Annotated in this window: 17 protein-coding genes; 5 read left to right on the top strand and 12 right to left on the bottom strand. The window is 65.4% G+C overall.

Features of this window, described 5'->3' with window-relative positions; genetic code table 11:
- Nucleotides 1-106 precede the first annotated feature (106 nt).
- Complete coding sequence (gene acuI / locus JQ591_RS26250; RefSeq protein ID WP_211398901.1) at nucleotides 107-1,093, bottom strand: acrylyl-CoA reductase (NADPH); 987 nt, start codon at nucleotides 1,091-1,093, stop codon at nucleotides 107-109.
- Between the two features lie 40 nt (nucleotides 1,094-1,133).
- Entirely contained in the window at nucleotides 1,134-2,387 is a 1,254-nt protein-coding gene (locus JQ591_RS26245; protein WP_211398900.1) for an MFS transporter, read from the bottom strand.
- 330 nt (nucleotides 2,388-2,717) lie between these two features.
- Here JQ591_RS26245 and nadA point away from each other — a divergent pair, with 330 nt between their 5' ends.
- From nadA to nadC, 3 genes are all read left to right on the top strand, one after another.
- On the top strand, nucleotides 2,718-3,821 hold the full coding sequence (gene nadA / locus JQ591_RS26240; RefSeq protein WP_211398899.1) for a quinolinate synthase NadA: 1,104 nt from the start codon (nucleotides 2,718-2,720) through the stop codon (nucleotides 3,819-3,821).
- 179 nt (nucleotides 3,822-4,000) lie between these two features.
- Nucleotides 4,001-5,608: an L-aspartate oxidase gene (locus JQ591_RS26235; RefSeq protein WP_211398898.1), complete on the top strand. Its 1,608-nt coding sequence runs from the start codon at nucleotides 4,001-4,003 to the stop codon at nucleotides 5,606-5,608.
- Nucleotides 5,609-5,619: 11 nt separating this feature from the next.
- Nucleotides 5,620-6,498: a carboxylating nicotinate-nucleotide diphosphorylase gene (gene nadC / locus JQ591_RS26230; RefSeq protein WP_211398897.1), complete on the top strand. Its 879-nt coding sequence runs from the start codon at nucleotides 5,620-5,622 to the stop codon at nucleotides 6,496-6,498.
- Nucleotides 6,499-6,615: 117 nt separating this feature from the next.
- Here the strand turns inward: nadC and JQ591_RS26225 are convergent, their stop codons facing one another.
- From JQ591_RS26225 to JQ591_RS26210, 4 genes are all read right to left on the bottom strand, one after another.
- The gene (locus JQ591_RS26225; protein WP_211398896.1) at nucleotides 6,616-8,070 is read right to left on the bottom strand and encodes a cell wall hydrolase; all 1,455 of its coding nucleotides are present in this window, start codon (nucleotides 8,068-8,070) and stop codon (nucleotides 6,616-6,618) included.
- Between the two features lie 99 nt (nucleotides 8,071-8,169).
- A complete protein-coding gene (locus JQ591_RS26220) occupies nucleotides 8,170-8,376 on the bottom strand; it encodes a hypothetical protein (RefSeq protein ID WP_211398895.1) in 207 nt (68 codons plus the stop codon).
- Between the two features lie 240 nt (nucleotides 8,377-8,616).
- Nucleotides 8,617-11,571 carry a pyruvate, phosphate dikinase gene (gene ppdK, locus JQ591_RS26215; protein WP_211398894.1) on the bottom strand — a complete coding sequence of 985 codons (2,955 nt, stop codon included), beginning with the start codon at nucleotides 11,569-11,571 and terminating at the stop codon, nucleotides 8,617-8,619.
- A gap of 96 nt (nucleotides 11,572-11,667) precedes the next feature.
- Nucleotides 11,668-11,823: a DUF3096 domain-containing protein gene (locus JQ591_RS26210; RefSeq protein ID WP_007594951.1), complete on the bottom strand. Its 156-nt coding sequence runs from the start codon at nucleotides 11,821-11,823 to the stop codon at nucleotides 11,668-11,670.
- A gap of 223 nt (nucleotides 11,824-12,046) precedes the next feature.
- On the opposite strand from JQ591_RS26210, the gene JQ591_RS26205 reads away from it, so the two are divergent.
- Nucleotides 12,047-12,400: a DUF1236 domain-containing protein gene (locus tag JQ591_RS26205; protein WP_211398893.1), complete on the top strand. Its 354-nt coding sequence runs from the start codon at nucleotides 12,047-12,049 to the stop codon at nucleotides 12,398-12,400.
- Between the two features lie 264 nt (nucleotides 12,401-12,664).
- Here JQ591_RS26205 and glyS read toward each other — a convergent pair whose 3' ends face one another.
- The 6 genes from glyS to JQ591_RS26175 form a co-directional block, all read right to left on the bottom strand.
- Nucleotides 12,665-14,764, bottom strand: coding sequence for a glycine--tRNA ligase subunit beta (gene glyS, locus JQ591_RS26200; protein ID WP_211398892.1), 2,100 nt, complete (start codon nucleotides 14,762-14,764; stop codon nucleotides 12,665-12,667).
- Nucleotides 14,764-15,699 (bottom strand): glycine--tRNA ligase subunit alpha, encoded by a 936-nt coding sequence (locus JQ591_RS26195; protein WP_211398891.1) that lies wholly within the window; start codon nucleotides 15,697-15,699, stop codon nucleotides 14,764-14,766. The genes glyS and JQ591_RS26195 overlap by 1 nt, the downstream gene beginning before the upstream one ends.
- 211 nt (nucleotides 15,700-15,910) lie before the next feature.
- Nucleotides 15,911-16,102 (bottom strand): hypothetical protein, encoded by a 192-nt coding sequence (locus JQ591_RS26190; RefSeq protein ID WP_085352613.1) that lies wholly within the window; start codon nucleotides 16,100-16,102, stop codon nucleotides 15,911-15,913.
- A 116-nt stretch (nucleotides 16,103-16,218) separates the two neighbouring features.
- On the bottom strand, nucleotides 16,219-17,127 hold the full coding sequence (locus JQ591_RS26185) for a S49 family peptidase (protein WP_211398890.1): 909 nt from the start codon (nucleotides 17,125-17,127) through the stop codon (nucleotides 16,219-16,221).
- Nucleotides 17,128-17,341: 214 nt separating this feature from the next.
- On the bottom strand, nucleotides 17,342-18,109 hold the full coding sequence (locus tag JQ591_RS26180) for a tRNA1(Val) (adenine(37)-N6)-methyltransferase (protein ID WP_211398889.1): 768 nt from the start codon (nucleotides 18,107-18,109) through the stop codon (nucleotides 17,342-17,344).
- Nucleotides 18,102-18,329, bottom strand: a complete 228-nt coding sequence (locus JQ591_RS26175) for a DUF2007 domain-containing protein (protein ID WP_007594964.1) — start codon at nucleotides 18,327-18,329, stop codon at nucleotides 18,102-18,104. The genes JQ591_RS26180 and JQ591_RS26175 overlap by 8 nt, the downstream gene beginning before the upstream one ends.
- Before the next feature lie 131 nt (nucleotides 18,330-18,460).
- On the opposite strand from JQ591_RS26175, the gene JQ591_RS26170 reads away from it, so the two are divergent.
- On the top strand, nucleotides 18,461-19,468 hold the full coding sequence (locus JQ591_RS26170) for a polyprenyl synthetase family protein (protein ID WP_211398888.1): 1,008 nt from the start codon (nucleotides 18,461-18,463) through the stop codon (nucleotides 19,466-19,468).
- Nucleotides 19,469-19,654: the final 186 nt, after the last annotated feature.

Genomic DNA, 19,654 nt, shown 5'->3' with positions numbered 1-19,654 from the left:
ACTCCGAACCAACCCGCAGCGGGCTATGCCTTATCTCTTTACCCGCTGCTTACCATACTAACCATGGCGACATTGAAGCAGCTTGGTTGGTAAAGTCTGAACGACGTTAGACAATTTTTACCACGATGCGACCGCGGACCTGGCCGGCCAGGATTTTCGCGCCCCACTCCGAAACTTCGGAAAGCGGAATTTCGTGAGTAATTTCAGCTAGTTTTGTCCGATCCAGATCGGACGCCAGGCGTTGCCAGGCGGCTTTCCGCGGCTCGATCGGGCACATCACGGAATCGATGCCGAGAAGGCACACCCCGCGCAAAATGAAGGGTGCGACAGAAGACGGCAGGTCCATGCCGCCAGCCAGGCCGCACGCCGCGATCGCGCCGCCGTACTTCGTCATCGACAGGAGATTGGCGAGCGTGGTCGAGCCGACGCTGTCGACGCCACCCGCCCAGCGCTCCTTGGCAATGGGTTTGGCGGCCGCCGACAATTCGTTGCGGTCGATCACCTCAGTCGCGCCGATCTCTTTCAGATAGTCCGCTTCGGACGCACGGCCGGTGGACGCGATGACGTGATAGCCGAGCTTCGAGAGCACGGCGGTCGCAACCGAGCCGACGCCGCCCGCCGCGCCCGTCACCACGACCGGACCGCTCTTCGGCGACACTCCGTGCTTCTCCAGCGCCAGCACGGACAGCATCGCGGTGAAGCCGGCGGTGCCGATCGCCATGGCGTCGCGCGCCGACAAGCCCTGCGGCAAGGCGACCAGCCAGTCGCCCTTCACCCGCGCCTTCTCGGCATAGGCGCCGAGATGGGTCTCGCCCATGCCCCAGCCGGTGCAGACGACCTTGTCGCCCGCCTTCCATTGCGGATGCGAGGACTGCTCGACCGTGCCGGCGAAATCGATGCCAGCAATCATCGGGAAGCGGCGCACCACCGGCGCCTTGCCGGTGAGCGCGAGGCCGTCCTTGTAGTTCAACGTCGACCATTCCACGCGGACGGTGACGTCGCCTTCCATCAGCTCGGCTTCGTCGAACTGCGTGTACTGCGCGGTGGTGCCCTTGTCCGCCTTGTCGATCCGGATCGCCTTGAACGTGGCCACAGCAAAACTCCCTGACTTGTTTCAGGCGATGTTTAGCCGATCAGGCAGGCTGCGCAACCGCCCGCTGGATCGGTTTCTCCACGATCGGAAGATTGATCAGCGCCGAGAGCACGCCGAACAGGATCGAGAGCCACCAGATCGGCGTGTAGGAACCGAACCGCTCGAACACGATGCCGCCGAGCCAGACGCCGAGGAAGCCACCGACCTGATGGCTGACGAAGGCGAAGCCATAGAGGGTGGCGAACCAGCGCGTGCCGAACATCAGTGCGACCAGCGCCGAGGTCGGCGGCACAGTCGACAGCCACGTCAGGCCGGAGATCGCGCCGAACGCAATCGCCGAGAACGGCGTGATCGGGAACGAGATGAAGGCAAGCGTCGCCAGCGCGCGGGTGAAATAGATGGTCGAGAGGATGTAGCGCTTGGGCAGGCTGTTCTGGAGATAGCCGACGCTCAGCGATCCCATGATGTTGAACAGGCCGATCGCCGCGATCACCCAGCCGCCGGTTTGCGTGGAGATGCCGCTATCGACCAGGAAGGCCGGTAGATGCACCGTGATGAAGGCGAGCTGGAAGCCGCAGGTGAAGAAGCCGAGCACCAGCAGCACGTAGGAGCGATGGCCGAAGGCTTCCGCAAGCGCTTTGGTGAAGGTCTGCTCGTCCGCAGGCGCCGTGTTTGCTGTGCTCGCGACCGGCGGCGTCGAGAGCGCCAGCGACAGCGGGATGATCAGCAGCATCAGGAAGCCGAACACGGTGAGCGCCTGCTGCCAGCCGAAATTATCGATCAGTGCCACTCCGATCGGCGCGAACAGGAACTGCCCGAACGAACCCGCCGCAGTGCCGGCGCCGAGCGCAAGGCCGCGCTTCTCCGCCGGCAAGAGCTTGGTGAATGCCGACAGCACCAGATTGAACGAGCAGCCGGCCAGACCGAAGCCGACCATGACGCCAGCGCCGATGTTCAGCGACAGCGGCGTCGAGGAATAGCGCATCAGCAGCAAGCCGCCGGCATAGAGCAGAGCGCCGACGCACATCACCCGGAACAGGCCGAAGCGATCGGCGACCGCGCCGGCGACGGGCTGGCCCAGTCCCCACAGCAAATTCTGGAAGGCGATCGCGAGGCCGAACACGTCGCGGCCCCAGGCATATTCATGGCTCATCGGCTGCACGAAGAAGCCCAGCGCCGAGCGCGGGCCGAAGCCGAGCATCCCGATCGCGCAACCGCAGAGAATGATGATCGCCGGCGTGCGCCACGAGGAGGAACGCGAAACCGGACCGAATTCGCCCATCTGCGTCGACATGGTGTTCCTCGTCTGTCGTTGGCGGATCCGGAATAGGTAGCCGCGGAAGAGGCGTTTAATGCAGATGCATGAAAACCCCAAGTCAAAAATGATTGCGTTCCACGAAGGGCTGCCGCCGGAGCATTGCGTTTCGCCGAGACCTCGCCGGGCGAAGCAAGTCGCGACTTGACGGGAATGTGTGCGGCAGGATCTAGCGGCTCTCTCCGCGGCGTGTTATCTTTGATTTGCTCAGAGTGAGCATATAGAATGATCCACCCGGCCTCTCGGCCGGATTTCTCAGGCTCCTTATATGCTCATCTTGAGTATAACTAACATGTACGGGAGGCTTCGATGCCGCTAACTGGAATTTACGGCCCCGACGACTTTGCCAACCGGCCGCAGGGCCAGGTCATCACCTCGCCCCGGGCCGAGGCGCGAACCGGACCTCCGCTGCCGATGCCTTCGCTGGAATGGACGCCGGAGGTCGAGCGAGCCACTGCGCCGCTTTACGAGCGCGTAAAACATGTGATCCCGCCGATCGAATGGCCGCTGATGGCCCCGACGATCAAGGCGATCAACGAGCTGAAGCAGGCGCGGGGCGCGGTGATCCTCGCGCACAATTACCAGGCGCCGGAGATCTTCCACTGCGTCGCCGACATCGGCGGCGATTCGCTCCAGCTCGCGGTCGAAGCCACCAAGGTGAAGGCCGACATCATCGTCCAGTGCGGCGTGCACTTCATGGCGGAGACGTCAAAACTGCTCAATCCGGACAAGACGGTGCTGATCCCCGATACGCGCGCCGGCTGCTCGCTCGCCGCCAGCATCACCGGCGCCGACGTTCGCCTGCTCCGCGAAAAATTTCCCGGCGTGCCTGTCGTTGCCTATGTCAACACCTCCGCAGAAGTGAAGGCCGAAGTCGATATCTGCTGCACCTCGTCGAACGCGGTGCAGGTGGTCGAGAGCCTCGGCGTGCCGAGCGTGATCTTCCTTCCGGACCGATATCTCGCCACTTACGTGGCCTCGAAGACCGACGTGAAGATCATCGCCTGGAAGGGCGCCTGCGAGGTGCACGAGCGTTTCACTGGCGCCGAGCTGCGCAGCTACCGCGAGGCCGACCCCTCCGTGCAGATCATCGCCCATCCCGAATGCCCACCGGACGTGCTGGCCGAGGCCGACTTCACGGGCTCGACCGCGCACATGATCAACTGGGTGCGCGAGCGGCGGCCGCGGCGGCTGGTGATGATCACCGAATGCTCGATGGCCGACAATGTGCGGGCCGAGCTGCCCGATGTGGAGATGCTGCGCCCCTGCAACATCTGCCCGCACATGAAGCGCATCACGCTCGCCAACATTCTGGAGAGCCTGCTGACGCTTCGTGAAGAGGTCACGATCGATCCCGCGCTCGCGCAACGCGCGCGGCGCTCGGTCGAGCGGATGATCAATTTGAAGAATTAGCACCACACACAGCCGTCGTCCCGGCCTAGTGCGCAATTGCGCACGGGGGGCCGGGACCCATAACCACAGGAAGATGTCGGTACGAAGAACGACGTCGAGCAGCTCAACCAAACAACTCCTGCTGCGGAGTATGGGTCCCGGCCTTCGCCGGGACGACGGTGGAGAACTTGGAGAAAGCTATGACAACAAACAACATCCACGACCTCACCCGCAGCGCCGACGACGTCGTCATCGTCGGCGGCGGTCTCGCCGGACTCTTTTGCGCACTGAAGCTCGCGCCGCGGCCTGTGACGCTGATCTCGGCTGCGCCGCTCGGACAGGGCGCGTCGTCCGCCTGGGCGCAAGGCGGCATCGCCGCGGCCGTGGCCGAGGGCGATACGCCGGAAGCGCACGCCGCGGATACGATCGCGGTCGGCGGCGGCATCGTCGACCAAGCCGTCGCACTGGGGATCGCGCGCGAGGCCGCGCCGCGGATTCACGATCTGCTCGCCTATGGCGTGCCGTTCGACCGCGATCTCGAAGGCAGGCTCGCAGTCGGGCGCGAAGCCGCACACTCGGCGCGGCGCATCGTGCATGTGCGCGGCGATGGCGCGGGCGCCGCCATCATCGCGGCGCTGGGCGATGCCGTGCGACGCACGCCGTCGATCCGACTGATCGAAGGTTTCGTCGCCGAAGCACTGTTGACCGACGACGGCGCCGTCACCGGCCTTCAATTGCGCGCAGCCGGCAATTTCGCCGCACGGCCGATCCTGCTCACCGCGCGCACGGTGGTGCTCGCCACCGGCGGCATCGGCCATCTCTATGCGGTCACTACCAATCCGTGTGAGGCGGGCGGATCCGGCCTTGCGATCGCCGCACGCGTGGGCGCGGTCATTGCAGATCCCGAGTTCGTGCAATTTCACCCCACCGCCATCATGGTCGGCCGCGATCCGGCGCCGCTCGCCACAGAAGCGCTGCGCGGCGAAGGCGCGACGCTGATCAACGGCCATGGCGAGCGCTTCATGGCGGCGCGCCATCCGCTCGCCGAGCTCGCACCGCGCGATATCGTGGCCCGCGGCGTGTTCGCCGAGATCGCGGCCGGGCGCGGCGCCTTCCTCGATGCGCGGCAGGCGCTGGGTGCGCGTTTTGCCGACAAATTCCCGACCGTTCATGCAAGCTGCATCGCCGCCGGCATCGACCCCGCCACGCAGGCCATCCCGATCGCGCCGGCGGCGCACTATCACATGGGCGGCATCGCGGTGGACGATCGCGGCCGCAGCTCGATCGACGGGCTCTGGGCCGGCGGCGAAGTGTCGTCCTCCGGCGCACATGGCGCGAACCGGCTTGCGTCGAATTCGCTGCTGGAGGCCGTGGTCTACGCCGCGCGCATCGCCGACGACATCGCCGGCCGCACCATCCCCTCGCCCGCCCGCCTTTCGGACGTAGTGACGCCGCACGGCGGCGCGCCGGATACTGCGGCCGTGAAGCGGCTGCGAACGCTGATGAGCGCGCATGTCGGCGTGATCCGCGATGGCGATGGGCTTGCGGAAGCCCAGCGCAGCTTTGCCGCGCTCGAACGCGAGGCCACGAGCATCGCGGTCCGCAACATGGCAACGGCAGCCCTGCTCGTGGCGGCCTCGGCCTGGAACCGGCGCGAGAGCCGCGGCGCGCATTTCCGCTCCGACCATTCCGCGGACGTTCCCGCACTCGCGCAACGCACCATGACCATGCTCTCGGCGGCACGCGAGATCGCGGACGGCCTGACCGAACGCCCGACATCACGAATCGCACAACCCATGATCGCCTGATGGAGTTTTCCATGATCACCCCGATCTCTCTGCTCTATCCCGACGCCTTTCTCTCCCCGCTCGCGGTCGACGAGGCCGTGCTGCGTGCGCTCGATGAGGATCTCGGCCGCGCCGGCGACATCACCTCGCTTGCGACGATTCCCGAAGCAACGAAGGCGCAAGCGATCCTGGTCGCACGGCAGTCCGGCGTGATCGCCGGCTTGCCGCTGGCGCTCGCCACCCTGCAAAAGCTTTCGCCCGACATCGAGATACGCGCACATGTTCGCGACGCCGCGCGCGTCACCCGCGGGCAGCAGGTGCTGACGATCTCGGGGCCGGCACGCGCCATTCTCACGGCGGAGCGGACCGCGCTGAATTTCGTCGGCCGCCTGTCGGGCGTTGCGACGCTCACGGCGGACTACGTTGCGCGCACCGAAGGCACCAGGATGCGGATCTGCTGCACGCGAAAAACCACGCCAGGGCTGCGCGCGTTGGAGAAATACGCGGTACGCTGCGGCGGCGGCTTCAATCACCGCTTCGGCCTCGACGACGCGATCCTGATCAAGGACAACCACATTGCGGTCGCCGGCGGCATCCGCCCCGTTCTGGAGCGCGCCCGCGCCCATGCCGGCCATCTGGTCAAGATCGAGATCGAGGTCGACACGCTCCCGCAGTTGCGCGAGGTGCTCGACACCGGCCTTGCCGACGCCGTGCTGCTCGACAACATGGACATTGCGACGTTGCGCGAAGCCGTGGGGCTCAACGCGGGACGCCTCAAACTGGAGGCATCTGGCGGTGTCACCCTGGACTCGATCGCAGCCATCGCGGCGACCGGTGTCGACTACGCCTCATCCGGCGCGCTGACGCATTCGGCGCCGAATTTCGACTGCGCGCTGGATATCGAGGCGTGAGGAGGGCTTCCCTCTCCGTCATGGCCGGGCTTGTCCCGGCCATCCACGCCTTGCAACTCGGTGCAAAGAACGTGGATGCCCGGGACAAGCCCGGGCATGACGAACTCTTGTGAACGACTACCGCCGCTCGGTCGCGCCCATCTCGGCGGAGCTCTTGGCTTCCTGGGTGAGCTCGGCGGAGAGCGCGGCGGTCTGCGCCGGGGTGCCCCAGCTCGGCTCCTCGCTGCCGTCGCCCCAGGCGCGCGGGCGATAGAAGGTGTGCACGCCGGTCTTGTACATCTTCTTCATCTCGGCGACCCAGGACGGGCGTACCCAGTAGGCGTGGTAGTGCGTGGACTTGCCGACCTCGGGCAGCCAGATCTGGCCGTCGAGCATGGCCTTCGAAATCTTTTTCGCACGCTCCCACATCTCGGGCTCGCGGATCACGTCGGCATTGTTGTCGCAGGCGAAGGTGAACTGGCAGGCGAGATGGCGGTGCTTGTTCTGATAGACCGCGCCGCACACGGTGTCCGGATATTTGCCGGAGAACACGCGGTTCATCACCACCTGCGCAACCGCCATCTGTCCGCGCACGGCCTCGCCGCGGGACTCGAAATAGACGGCTTCTGCGAGGCATTTTTCAGACTTCGCGCGCGACTTGTCGTCGAGTGCGAGCCGCTCCGCCGGCGATCTGGCGCGCTGGTTGTCGACGTTGACTTCGCCCTTCGGCGCGACGCTCTCGCCGCTCTCGATATCCTTCGCAATCTCTTCCGTCGGCGGCGACAGCGAGGCCGTCACCTTCATGTCGGGGTCGGGCATCACGATCAGCGGCTCGGCACCGGGCTGCCAGCTCTCGATGCTCTCGACATTGCCGCCGAGCGAGGAGCTGCCGAAGAACAGGTTCGAGGTCTTGACGCGGAATGGATCGCGCGGCGGTGCAGCCGGAATGGTCGCCTGCTTCAGCGCTTCGAGCGGTTGGAGCGCGAGCGAGCGCGCAGCATCACTGGCTTGTGGCGCATTGGTGTATTGCGGCAGCGGCGGCGCGCGCAGCGCTTCCGCGAGTTCGGGATCGAGCGCGGCCGCGGACTCCGGCGACATCGCCTGTGGCAGCGCGACGGTCTTGGCGCCGAACACCGAGCTGTTCGACGTCGCGGGATCTTCCTGCGCGGGCGCTGCCGTCGGCGCGCCCGCTTCGGGAGCCTGCGGCGGTGTGATCGTTGCGAGGCGATCACCCTTCATGGAGCGATCGACCTTGGGAAAATCGGCGGCCTGGTAGCGCGGCGGCGCCTGAAGCGCCGGATTGCGGCTGATCGCGCCCGTGACGTCGCGGCCGTCGAGGCTCGCGAGGCGAACCATCGCGCTCTGCGGAGCCGAAGTGCCGATCGGCCGGGAAAAACTGTAGGTGGCGAGCTGTATGGAGGACGCAGCAGAGAACACCTGCTTCTGCCAGCGCTCCGCGACGCCGGGTTGGCGCGCCAGCAGCGAGGCAATGTCCTGATAGCCGGTCTCTCTCGGCATCAATGCGAAGATGCAGAGACCGATGCCGAAGGACGCGAACCGCGCGCCCTTCGGATGGTTACGCAACAAAAACATCGATACGCTCACGCTACGCTTACGCTAGAAAAATCGAGCCGCAGTGCATCCGTGCAATTCGATCTTTATCGTGAGTATCTAATTTAGGTTGCCGGGGCGTTAATCGGCGTTGCGCATGCGGCACACGCAAGCAATCGCAGGTGTTTTCACGGGGTGATGATGCGCGTTGGTAAATGCGCCCTGACGCGACGGGGTAAACAATTGGTCAACGCGAATGGTGAAGGAACTCTTGCGCCCACGTATCATTACGGGACGGGCGATGAGTTCCCGGTGTTGCGCGATGCGCTTCCACATCACCGCTGTCATGCCCCGACTTGATCGGGGCATCTCGTGCGCCGCGGCTTCTTGCTTCTATCATTGCTGTCTCGGCGCACTGGATCGCCCGGTCAAGCCGGGCGATGACAGTGAGTGTGTGGTGATCGCGTGCAACGATCTCGTCATTGCGAGCGCGGCGAAGCCATGACGGTGTGGAAAGAGCGTCGCCCCAAATGAAAAGAGGCGGGGTTTTGCCCCGCCTCTTTCGCTCTCAACATTTCAACTCGTCGCTTACGCCTGGCTCGCCACGGCCTTGCCGAGCGCGGCCTGCGCCGCTGCCAGGCGCGCGATCGGCACGCGGTAGGGCGAGCACGACACGTAGTCGAGCCCGATATTGTGGCAGAAGGCGACGGAGGCGGGATCGCCGCCGTGCTCGCCGCAGATGCCGACCTTGAGCGAGGCACGCGTCTTGCGCCCGCGTGCGACGCCGATCTTGACGAGCTCGCCGACGCCTTCCTGGTCGAGCGCGACGAAGGGATCGATCGGCAGGATGCCCTTGGACACGTAGGTCCCGAGGAAGCTCGCGGCATCGTCACGGCTGATGCCGTACGTCGTCTGCGTGAGGTCGTTGGTACCGAACGAGAAGAACTCGGCACTCTCTGCAATCTCGGCCGCGAGCAGGCAGGCGCGCGGCAGCTCAATCATGGTGCCGACCTGATAGGTAAGCTTGGTGTTGGTGTCGCGCATCACCGCCTTCGCGGTGGCATCAATCCGCGCCTTGACGAGGTCGAGCTCCATCTTGGTGGCGATCAGCGGCACCATCACCTCGAGGCCGACGGCCTTGCCGGTGCGCTTCTCGGCCTCGACCGCGGCTTCGAAGATCGCGCGCGCCTGCATCTCGGCGATTTCGGGATAGGCGATCGCGATACGGCAGCCGCGGAAGCCGAGCATCGGATTGAACTCCGACAGCTCGCGCGCGCGGTCGGCCAGACGCCGCGGGTCGGTGTTCATGGCGCGCGCCACTTCCTCGACCTCGGCATGGGTGTGCGGCAGGAACTCGTGCAGCGGCGGATCGAGCAAACGGATCGTGACGGGCAGGCCCTTCATGATCTCGAACAGCTCGACGAAGTCGGCGCGCTGCATCGGCAGCAGTTTTGCCAGCGCGGCGCGGCGCGACTGCTCGTCCTCGGAGAGGATCATCTCGCGCACCGTGCGGATGCGCGTCTCCTCGAAGAACATGTGCTCGGTACGGCAGAGGCCGATGCCTTCCGCGCCGAACTTGATCGCGGTGTGCGCGTCCTCCGGCGTGTCCGCGTTGACGCGCACGCCGATCTTGCGGACCTGGTCGGCCCACGTCATCAGCGTGCCGAACTCGCCGGACAACTCGGGCTCGATCATCGGCATGCGGCCGGCGAGCACCTGGCCGAGCGAGCCGTCGATGGTGATGACGTCGCCGGTCTTGAAGGTGCGCGAGCCGATGCTCATGGTGCCGCGGCCGTAATCGACGCGGATGGTGCCGCAGCCGGAGACGCAGGGCTTGCCCATGCCGCGCGCGACCACCGCAGCATGCGAGGTCATGCCGCCGCGGGTGGTCAAAATGCCTTCGGCGGCGTGCATGCCGTGGATGTCTTCGGGGCTGGTCTCGATCCGGACCAGAATCACCTTGCGACCGTCGGCCTGAAGCTTGGCCGCTTCGTCCGAGGAGAACACGATCTCGCCGGAGGCCGCACCCGGCGAGGCCGGCAGGCCGGTCGCGATCACGTCGCGCTTGGCGTTGGGGTCGATGGTCGGATGCAGCAGCTGGTCGAGCGAGGCGGGGTCGATCCGCGTCACCGCTTCCTTCTTGGTGATCAGGCCCTCATTGGCGAGTTCGACCGCGATGCGCAGCGCCGCTTTCGCGGTGCGCTTACCGCCGCGGGTCTGGAGCATCCAGAGCTTGCCCTGCTCGACTGTGAACTCCATGTCCTGCATGTCGCGGTAGTGCTTCTCGAGCAGCGTGTAGATCCGCGTCAGCTCCTTGAAGGCCTCCGGCATCGCCGCTTCCATCGACGCCTTGTCGGAGCCCGAGTCCTTCCGCGCTTCCTCGGTGATGTCCTGCGGCGTGCGGATGCCCGCGACCACGTCCTCGCCTTGCGCGTTGATCAGGAACTCACCGTAGAGCTTGCTCTCGCCGGTCGAGGGATTGCGCGTGAAGGCAACGCCGGTCGCCGAGGTCTCGCCCATGTTGCCGAACACCATGGCCTGCACGTTGACCGCCGTGCCCCAGGATTCCGGAATGTCGTGCAGCCTGCGATAGGTCACCGCGCGCGCGTTCATCCAGGATGAAAACACCGCGCCAATCGCGCCCCAGAGCTGGTCGTGCGGATTCTGCGGAAAATCCTTGCCGGTTTCGCGCGCGACCGCGTCCTTGTACTTGCCGACCAGATCGACCCAGTCGTCGGCGGTGAGATCGGTGTCGAGCGTGTAGCCCTGGCTGTCCTTGAAGGTGTCGAGGATTTCCTCGAAATGATGATGCTCGAAGCCGAGCACCACATCCGAATACATGGTGATGAAGCGGCGATAGCTGTCATAGGCGAAGCGGCGATCGCCCGACAGTTCCGACAGCGCTTCCACGGTCTCGTCGTTGAGGCCGAGATTGAGCACCGTGTCCATCATGCCCGGCATCGAGGCGCGGCCGCCGGAGCGCACGGAGACGAGCAGCGGGTTCCTGGAATCGCCAAAGATCTTGCCGGTCAACTTGCCGACATGGTCGAGCGCCTTCTCAACCTGCGACTGCAATTCCTTCGGGTAGGATTTGTCGTGCGCGTAGAAATAGGTGCAGACCGAGGTCGGGATGGTGAAGCCCGGAGGCACCGGCAGGCCGAGATTGGCCATCTCGGCGAGGTTGGCGCCCTTGCCGCCGAGCAGGTCGCGCATCTCCGCTTTGCCCTCGGCCTTGCCGTCGCCGAACGTGAACACCCACTTGCCGGCCTTGGCCGTAACAGGCGCGACCTTGGTTGGCGCAGCCTTGCTCGGTGCCGGCTTCACGGCGGCCTTCGGCGCAACCGGCTTGGTCGGTGCCTTTGAAACGGCCTTGGCGGCAGGCTTCACAGCCGGCTTGGCAGCGGCTTTCGCAGCGACCTTGGCAGCGGCCTTGACCGCCGGCTTCGGGGCGCTCTTGGCAAGGGCCTTGCGAGCTGCCGGCGCGGCTTTCGCCTTGGCGGAGGACTTTGATTTCGCTGGTATTTTCGAGGCGGCTTTGGCCATAGCTTGCACACAACCTGCGAGAGGAATGGGTAATTGCGCGCCTTACACCACTTTGGGCAGGTCGGCGCAAGTCGAAGAGTTCCGGAGAATGAAGGCCTAGAGATGGAGCCACTTCAACAATCCGAGCCCGATCGCACCATTTATGATGAGAAAAATCGCGACGATCAGGTTGAGGAGGCGCGGCATGATCAGAATGAGCACACCCGCTAGCAGCGACAGGATCGGCGAGATGTGAGCGACGGTGATGTGCATGAACTTTCTTTCCGTGGGGTGGGGGCGAATCGCGGCGGGATCATAGCGGACTGGGTTCCGCGGGTAGAGACGCACTGGGGACGCACGAGTTCCCGGCTTCGCGAAAACTGCCCGAAAATGCCGCGAATGCGGCAGGCGTTTTCCGGAACATCGCGAAGACGCATGCATTGGCAACCGGTCGCGCCATTGGCGCTTCCCGAAAACCTTCTCGAAGGAGTTGCCCATGCGGAACAGGATCCTTGCTCTTGCAGCGCTCGCGGCCGCGATCGGCTCGCCCCTTGCGGCGCAGGCGCAAAGCGGCGTCACGGTGGGACGTGCGCCCGTCGTCGTCGACAGCAGCCCGACCATTGCGGTCGAACAGCGGCCGGCTTTCCGCGACTATGTCGTCGAACAACGCGTGCCGGCTTTCCGTATCCCGGATCGCGTGGTGGTCGGTGCCACCTTACCCGAAAGCGGCGTCACCTATTATGACGTGCCGCAACGTTTCGGCGCCACCACCTATCGCTACACCGTCGTGAACGGCGAGACCGTGCTGGTCGAGCCGCGCTCGCGGCGCATCGTCGAGGTGATGGACTAGCGCTTTCAAGGATCGACTAGATGTCCGGCGCGTCAAATCAGGCTGGCGCGCATCGCGTAGTCGGACATCAGGCCCCGCCCGGTTCTCCCCCCGCCGGGCGGGGCTTTTGTGCAGTGTGTGCGTGCTCTCGTGTCCCCGACGCGACGCAACGCGTGGCGTTGCGGCGCAGAGCCGGGACCCAGAATCGTTTTTGCGGCGGCATGGGCCCCGGCTCTGCAGCGCACCGCTAAGAAGCGCTGCACTGCGTCCGGGGCACGAGAGCGTTCAATCCTGGATCTTCGAGAAATCCGCCACCGCACGCGTGGCGCTGCGGATCTCGTTGAGCAGCTTCAGGCGGTTCTCGCGCACCTTCGCATCGTCGTCGTTGACGCGCACCTTCTCGAAGAACGCATCGACCGGCGGACGCAGCTTTGCCATCGCGCTCATCGCGGCGGCAAAGTCTTCCTTGGCGACCGCAGCGCTTGCTTCCGCCGTTACCTCGCCGATCGCCTTCGCCAGCGCCTTCTCTTCGGCGAGGCCATAGAACGCAGCATCCGGCGCGCCGTCGAAGCTGCGCTTGTCCTTCTTCTCCTCGATGCCGAGGATGTTGCTGGCGCGCTTGATGCCGGCGAGCAGGTTCTTGCCGTCGTCGGACTCCAGGAATTTGCCGAGCGCCTCGACGCGACGAACGATCATCAAGAGATCGTCCTGACCGCCGAGCGCGAACACGGCGTCGACGAGATCATGCCGCGCGCCCTGCTCGCGGAGTTGGACTTTCAGGCGGTCGGCGAAGAAAGCGAGCAGGTCGCTCGGAAGCTTCTGCGCATCGGCAGGCTTCAAGGACAAGCCGGCGAGTGCTGACGCTGCCATCTTCATGAGCGACAGACGCAGTGCGTTCTCGGCGATCAGCCTGATGACACCCAGCGCCGCACGGCGCAGCGCATACGGGTCCTTGCTTCCGGTCGGCTTCTCATCGATGGCCCAAAAGCCAACGAGCGTGTCGAGCTTGTCGGCGAGCGCCACCGCAACACTGACCGGATCGGTCGGCACACGATCAGCGGGGCCTTGCGGCTTGTAGTGCTCCTCGCAGGCGGCGGCGACGGAGGCGTCCTCGCCTTGGGCCAGCGCGTAGTACTTTCCCATCAGGCCCTGCACCTCGGGAAATTCGCCGACGACTTCCGTCAGCAAATCCGCCTTGGCCAGGTGCGCGGCGCGCGTCGCCTTGGCGACATCGGCACCGACCAGCGGCGCGATCTCGGCGGCCAGACGCTCGATCCGCTTGATGCGCGCGGCCTGGGTGCCGAGCTTCTCGTGGAACACGATCTGCTCGAACTTCGGCAGGCGATCCTCGAGCCTAGTCTTCAGGTCCGTCTCATAGAAGAACTTCGCATCCGACAAGCGCGGCCGGATCACGCGCTCGTTGCCGGCGACGATGGTCTTGCCGCCGTCCGGTGCCTCGATGTTGGCAGTGAGGACGAATTTGTTGGTCAGCTTGCCGGTCTTGGAATCCCTGACGACGAAGCATTTCTGGTTGTTGCGGATGGTGGCGCGGATCACTTCTTCCGGGATCGCGAGATATTCCGCTTCGAACGATCCCATCATGACGACCGGCCATTCGACCAGGCCGGACACCTCGTCCAGCAGCGCCTGGTCCTCGACCAGTTCGAACCCTTGCGCGAACGTCAGCTGCTTGGCGTCGGCAAAGATGATGTCCTTGCGCGCCTGCGGATCGAGGATGACCTTGGCCGCCTTCAGCTTCGCTTCGTAGTCCTCGAAGCGGCGCACGGAAATCGCGCCAGGTGCCATGAAGCGATGGCCGTAGGTGGTCTGGCCGGTCTCGATGCCATCCACCGAGAATTTTACGACATCGGGCTCTTCGGTCTCGGGCCCGAACGTCGCGGTGATCGCGTGCAGCGGGCGCACCCAGCTCAGCGATCCCGGTTTTCCGGAGCGCGCGCCCCAGCGCATCGATTTCGGCCAGGGGAAGGTACGGATGATCACGGGCAGGATTTCCGCGAGCACGTCGATCGCATCGCGGCCGGGCTTCTCGATCAGCGCGATGTAGAAGTCGCCCTTGGGGTCGCGCTGGATCTTGGCCTCATCCAGCGACGTCAAACCCGTCGCTTTCAGGAATCCCTGCACGGCCGCATCGGCCGCGCCGATTTTTGGGCCGCGGCGTTCGGTCTTCAGATCGGGCTGGCGCGCGGGGATGCCGTGCACGGTCAGCGCAAGGCGGCGCGGCGTCGCGAACGCCTTTGCGCCTTCGTAGACGAGTCCTTCGGCGACGAGCTTGTCGGTGACCATGCGGCGCAGATCGTCCGCCGCCTTGGCCTGCATGCGCGCGGGGATTTCTTCGGAGAACAGTTCCAGCAAAAGATCGGGCATCAGGCCGCTCCACCGGCTTCGGTGTGTATCCAGGCCTCGCCGCAAGCCTTTGCCAGTTCGCGCACGCGAAGAATGTAGCTCTGCCGCTCCGTCACCGAGATCACGCCGCGCGCGTCGAGCAGGTTGAAGACGTGGCTCGCCTTGATGCACTGGTCATAGGCCGGCAGCGACATCAGATGCGCCTCGCGCTTGCTATCCTTCCAACCCGCGTCCAGATATTTCCTGCAGGCGGCTTCCGCCATCTTGAACTGCTCGAACAGCATCGCGGTGTCGGCAACTTCGAAATTGTGCTTCGAATATTCCCGCTCGGCCTGCAGGAAGACGTCGCCATAGGTGACCTTGGCGTCACCGTCGCGGCCGTTGAAATTGAGGTCGTAGACGCGATCGACGCCCTGCACGTACATCGCGAGCCGCTCGAGCCCGTAGGTGAGCTCGCCCGCGACCGGCGCGCATTCGACACCCGCGACCTGCTGGAAATAGGTGAACTGGCTGACTTCCATGCCGTCGCACCAGCACTCCCAGCCGAGGCCCCAGGCGCCCAGCGTCGGGCTCTCCCAGTCGTCCTCGACGAAGCGAATGTCGTGCACGGCGGAATCGATGCCGATCGCGGCCAGCGACTTCAGGTACAGCTCCTGAAGGTTCGGCGGCGACGGCTTCATGATCACCTGGAACTGGTAGTAGTGCTGCATCCTGTTCGGATTCTCGCCGTAGCGGCCGTCCTTGGGCCGGCGCGAGGGCTGCACATAGGCCGCGTTCCAGGGCTTCGGCCCGAGTGCGCGTAGCGTGGTCGCCGGATGGAAGGTACCCGCACCCATCTCCATGTCGTAGGGCTGCAGGATCACGCAGCCCTGCTCGGCCCAGAACCGCTGGAGCGCGAGGATAAAACCCTGGAACGAGCGTTCCGGGCGCATATGGGCGGGCAAGGAGGCGTCCATCGTCAGATCAGGCTCTCGCGGGGGTTTGAATCGCGCGGGACCGTATCGACGGCAGGGGTGGGAATCAAGGTGAAGGGGGTGGAAGGGCCGTCATTCCGGGGCGATGCGCAGCATCGAACCCGGAATCTCGAGATTCTCAGGTGCGCAACTGCGCACCCTAGTTCGCCCTTCGGGCGCCCCGGAATGACGGCGTGTTGAAGAAGCGCAGCAGCTAGCCCGGCCGATAGGCTCCGGTCACGGGGTCCTGCTTCAGCGTCTGGACGGCCCCCATATGGGCGGCCTCGGCGACGCGCGAGAGGCGCATCTCCTCCAGCTCCTGGTTGATCCTGACAGCGGTCTTGTAGGCCCAGCGGACCACGGCAAGCCCGCCCAGGACGCCCGCGAATGCGACGAACGGCGGCATCGGTCGATCCTTGTCTAGTGCTCAGCCCCCACGCGCATTCTTGCGCAGACCGGGCCGCGCCGCAATTGGCTCGACTTCAAGTCTCCTTGGGGCCAAATGGCGCGGCAGGGCTCGACCTAGAACCCGAATTTCGCCCAGATCGCCCGCGTCTCGACCGCCGAGATCAGCTCGTCCGGCAGGCCGGCCATTGATTCCATGGCCGAAAGCTGCCCCGCGCCGGGCGATTTCCGGCCCAAAAGGCCGGAGAGCAGACCGGTCGGCTGGGCAATCACGGGGGTGAGAACCTTCTCGCCGTAGCGGGCACGAAGAGTTGAGCGGAGATCGCCGATGCTGTCGGCGAGCCCCAGCGCGATCCCGCTTTCGCCAGCCCAGTATTCGCCCGTGAACAGGGTGTCGTCGGAGCCCTTCAGCCGCGCGCCGCGGCTCTCCTTCACCAGCGCGATGAAGATCTGGTGGATCTCGCGCTGGATCGCCTTGAGCTTGGCGACGTCGTCAGGGTTTTCGGGCAGGAACGGGTCGAGCATCGCCTTGTGCGCGCCGGCGGTGTAGAGACGCCGCTCAATGCCGAGCCGCTTGATCGCCTCCTGGAAGCCAAAACTGCCGCCGACCACGCCGATCGAGCCGAGGATCGAGGACGGATCGCAGATGATCTCGTCGCCGGCGCAGGCGATCATGTAGCCGCCGGAGGCCGCGACGTCCTCGACGAACACCAGCACCGGCAGCTTCTTCTCCGCCGCGAGCTGCTTGATTCGCAGGTAGATCTGGCGCGACTGCACCGGCGAGCCGCCGGGCGAGTTGATCACCAGCGCCACCGCCTTGGCGTTGCGCATCGAAAACGCCCGCTCCAGCACCCGCGAAACGGTCGCGAGCGTCATACCCGGGCGCAGCGGCGTCACCGCGCCGATCACGCCGGACAGCCGGACCACCGGCACCACGGCCGTGCCGGGACGGAAGCGCGCCGGCAGATATTGCATGAGCTTGTCGGCCAGGCCGGAACTCTCACGATCGTTCAATTGTTCGGCCATGCCGTTACCTCTGATTAACCATTTCTTATCACGCGACTGTCATTGGAAGTGCCCGGAACGTGTTTTGCAGAAACTCCGTTGGGAGGCTGCAATGGGCCAGCGGAGAACACCATGAAAATCTATCTGCTGATGCTGCTGGTCGGTGCGCTGTTCATGGCGATCCGCCTGACGACTCCGCAAGAGCAGCAGTCGGAATCGCTTCCCCAGTAGACCGTCACGGCTCCACCAGCGGCAACACCGCCCTTCCCTCCAGAATATCCCTCACCTCGTTGTTCGGCACGCCTGGCCCGTCGTTGAGCATGAGGCCAGGCAGCACGCGCGTCGGAGCCCGGCCACCCTTGACGGCGCGCACCAACACGCGGATCGCGGGCCGTGCCGCCTCGCCATGCAGCGGCAGGATCGCAAGACTCCCGAAGCCGCGTGACAGCGCTGCCAAAACTTCGGCGATCCCATCTGCGCGCCAGATCAGGGTCAGCGCGCCATCCGATCGGAGGATGCGCCGCGCCGCATGCACCCACGCATTCAACGTCTCCTCGGTCGCCACATGCGCGATCCGGCGCGCCTGATCGGGCGAGCCGCGATGGCGAGCGGGATCGTTGAAGGGCGGGTTCATCAGCACCACGTCGACGCTGTCGGGTGCGAGCCCGCTCGCCGCGAAGGCCTGCGCGTCAGCGGTGACGTCGAGCACGATCGTCTCGGCGGCAATCGCGTTCGCTGCCGCATTGGCGCGCGCAAGCTCCGCCAGCTCCGGATCGATCTCGACCAGGCCGAGCCTGATACCGGCAACGCGCCGAGCCAACGCAAGGCCGGCCGTGCCGATGCCGGCGCCGAGATCGACGACGCGGTCGCCCGCCCTCGCCTCCGTCGCCGCCGCGAGCAAAATGGCGTCGTGCCCGGCGCGATGGCCGGACCGCTTCTGCTTCAGCCGCAATTGCCCGCCGAGAAAGGCGTCCTCGGTGAGGTCTGCCAGCGCTTCACTCATCGCCGCGCAGTTCGTGGCTGAGGCCGGCCTCGGTCAGAAGCTGCCGGGCCTCGAGGGCGTCGTCCTCATGGACCAGGATCCGCCGCGGCAAAATGCCGAGCGAGCCCTCGATGATGCTCATGTTCTGGTCCAGCACCAGATGATGGATGTTGGCGCCGTCGAGCAGCGCGCCGATCGCCGACACCAGCACCATATCGTTGGTCCGAACCAGTTCTCGCAAAACACAGGCCTCCTGCCTGACGGGGGTTAAGCGGCAAATGTCATGGTTCCACGGCCCTTGCCGCATCCCCGTCCAGTTTCTATTGTCTTTCCATCAGAATAGCCCTTCCGGGGCAAATATTGGAGACCGGCGTGGCCGTCATCGTACCTTTCGAAACTCCCGGCGCGTCGATCGAAGAGCTGGTTGCCCTTGTCGCCGGTGACATGGAGCGCGTCAACGCCACGATCCTGTCGCGGACCGGTTCGGACGTAACCATGATCCCGGAGGTCGCCAACCATTTGATCTCCTCCGGGGGCAAGCGCCTGCGCCCTATGCTGACGCTGGCCATGGCCAACCTCGCCGGCTACACCGGCGACGGCCATATCAAGCTCGCGGCAAGCGTCGAGTTCATGCATACCGCCACCCTGCTCCATGACGACGTCGTCGACGAGAGCGAGATGCGCCGCGGCAAGCTGTCGGCGCGCATGCTCTGGGGCAATGAGGCGAGCGTGCTGGTCGGCGACTTCCTGCTCGGCCAGGCCTTCCGCATGATGGTGGAAGTCGGCTCGCTCCGTGCACTCGACATTCTCTCCGCGGCCGCCGCGACCATCGCCGAGGGCGAGGTGATGCAGCTTGCCGCCGCCAAAAACACCGCCACCACCGAGGACGAATATCTCGCCGTGATCCGCGGCAAGACCGCCGAGCTGTTCGCGGCCGCCTGCGAGGTGGGACCCGTGATCGCCAACCGCCCGAAGGCGGAGCAGACCGCCTGCCGCTCGGTCGGCATGAATCTCGGCATCGCCTTCCAGCTCGTCGACGACGTGCTCGACTATGGCGGCAAGAGCGCCAAGCTCGGCAAGAACACCGGCGACGATTTCCGGGAAGGCAAGATCACGCTACCCGTCGTGCTCGCCTTCCGCCGCGGCAACGACACCGAGCGCGCCTTCTGGATCCGGGCACTCGAGCGCGGCGAGATCGGCGACAGCGATCTCGATCACGCCCTCGGCCTGATGAACAAGCACCGCGCGCTCGAGGACACAATCAGCCGCGCCCACCATTACGGCGCCATGGCGGTGGACGCGCTGGCGCTGTTCCCCGCATCGCCGATGAAGAGCGCGCTGGAGCAGGTCGTGGCGTTCTGTCTGGCACGGTCGCATTAGGTCTCGCACTACGGCACCCTGGCCGCCCTGATCTCGGTGTCGTCCCGGCGGAGGCCGGGACCCATACCGCGTGATCTGTCGGTCTGCGCGCGGTGTTCGTACCGCGCGAGGGCATCTTCGCCACCAGTCTTCGCCAAACTACTCCTTGTGGTTATGGGTCCCGGCCTACGCCGGGACGACGGTGGG

Origin of the sequence: Bradyrhizobium canariense (assembly GCF_018130465.1) — a bacterium.
Lineage (GTDB): Bacteria > Pseudomonadota > Alphaproteobacteria > Rhizobiales > Xanthobacteraceae > Bradyrhizobium > Bradyrhizobium canariense_C.
This window is presented reverse-complemented; position numbering and strand designations above follow the sequence as displayed.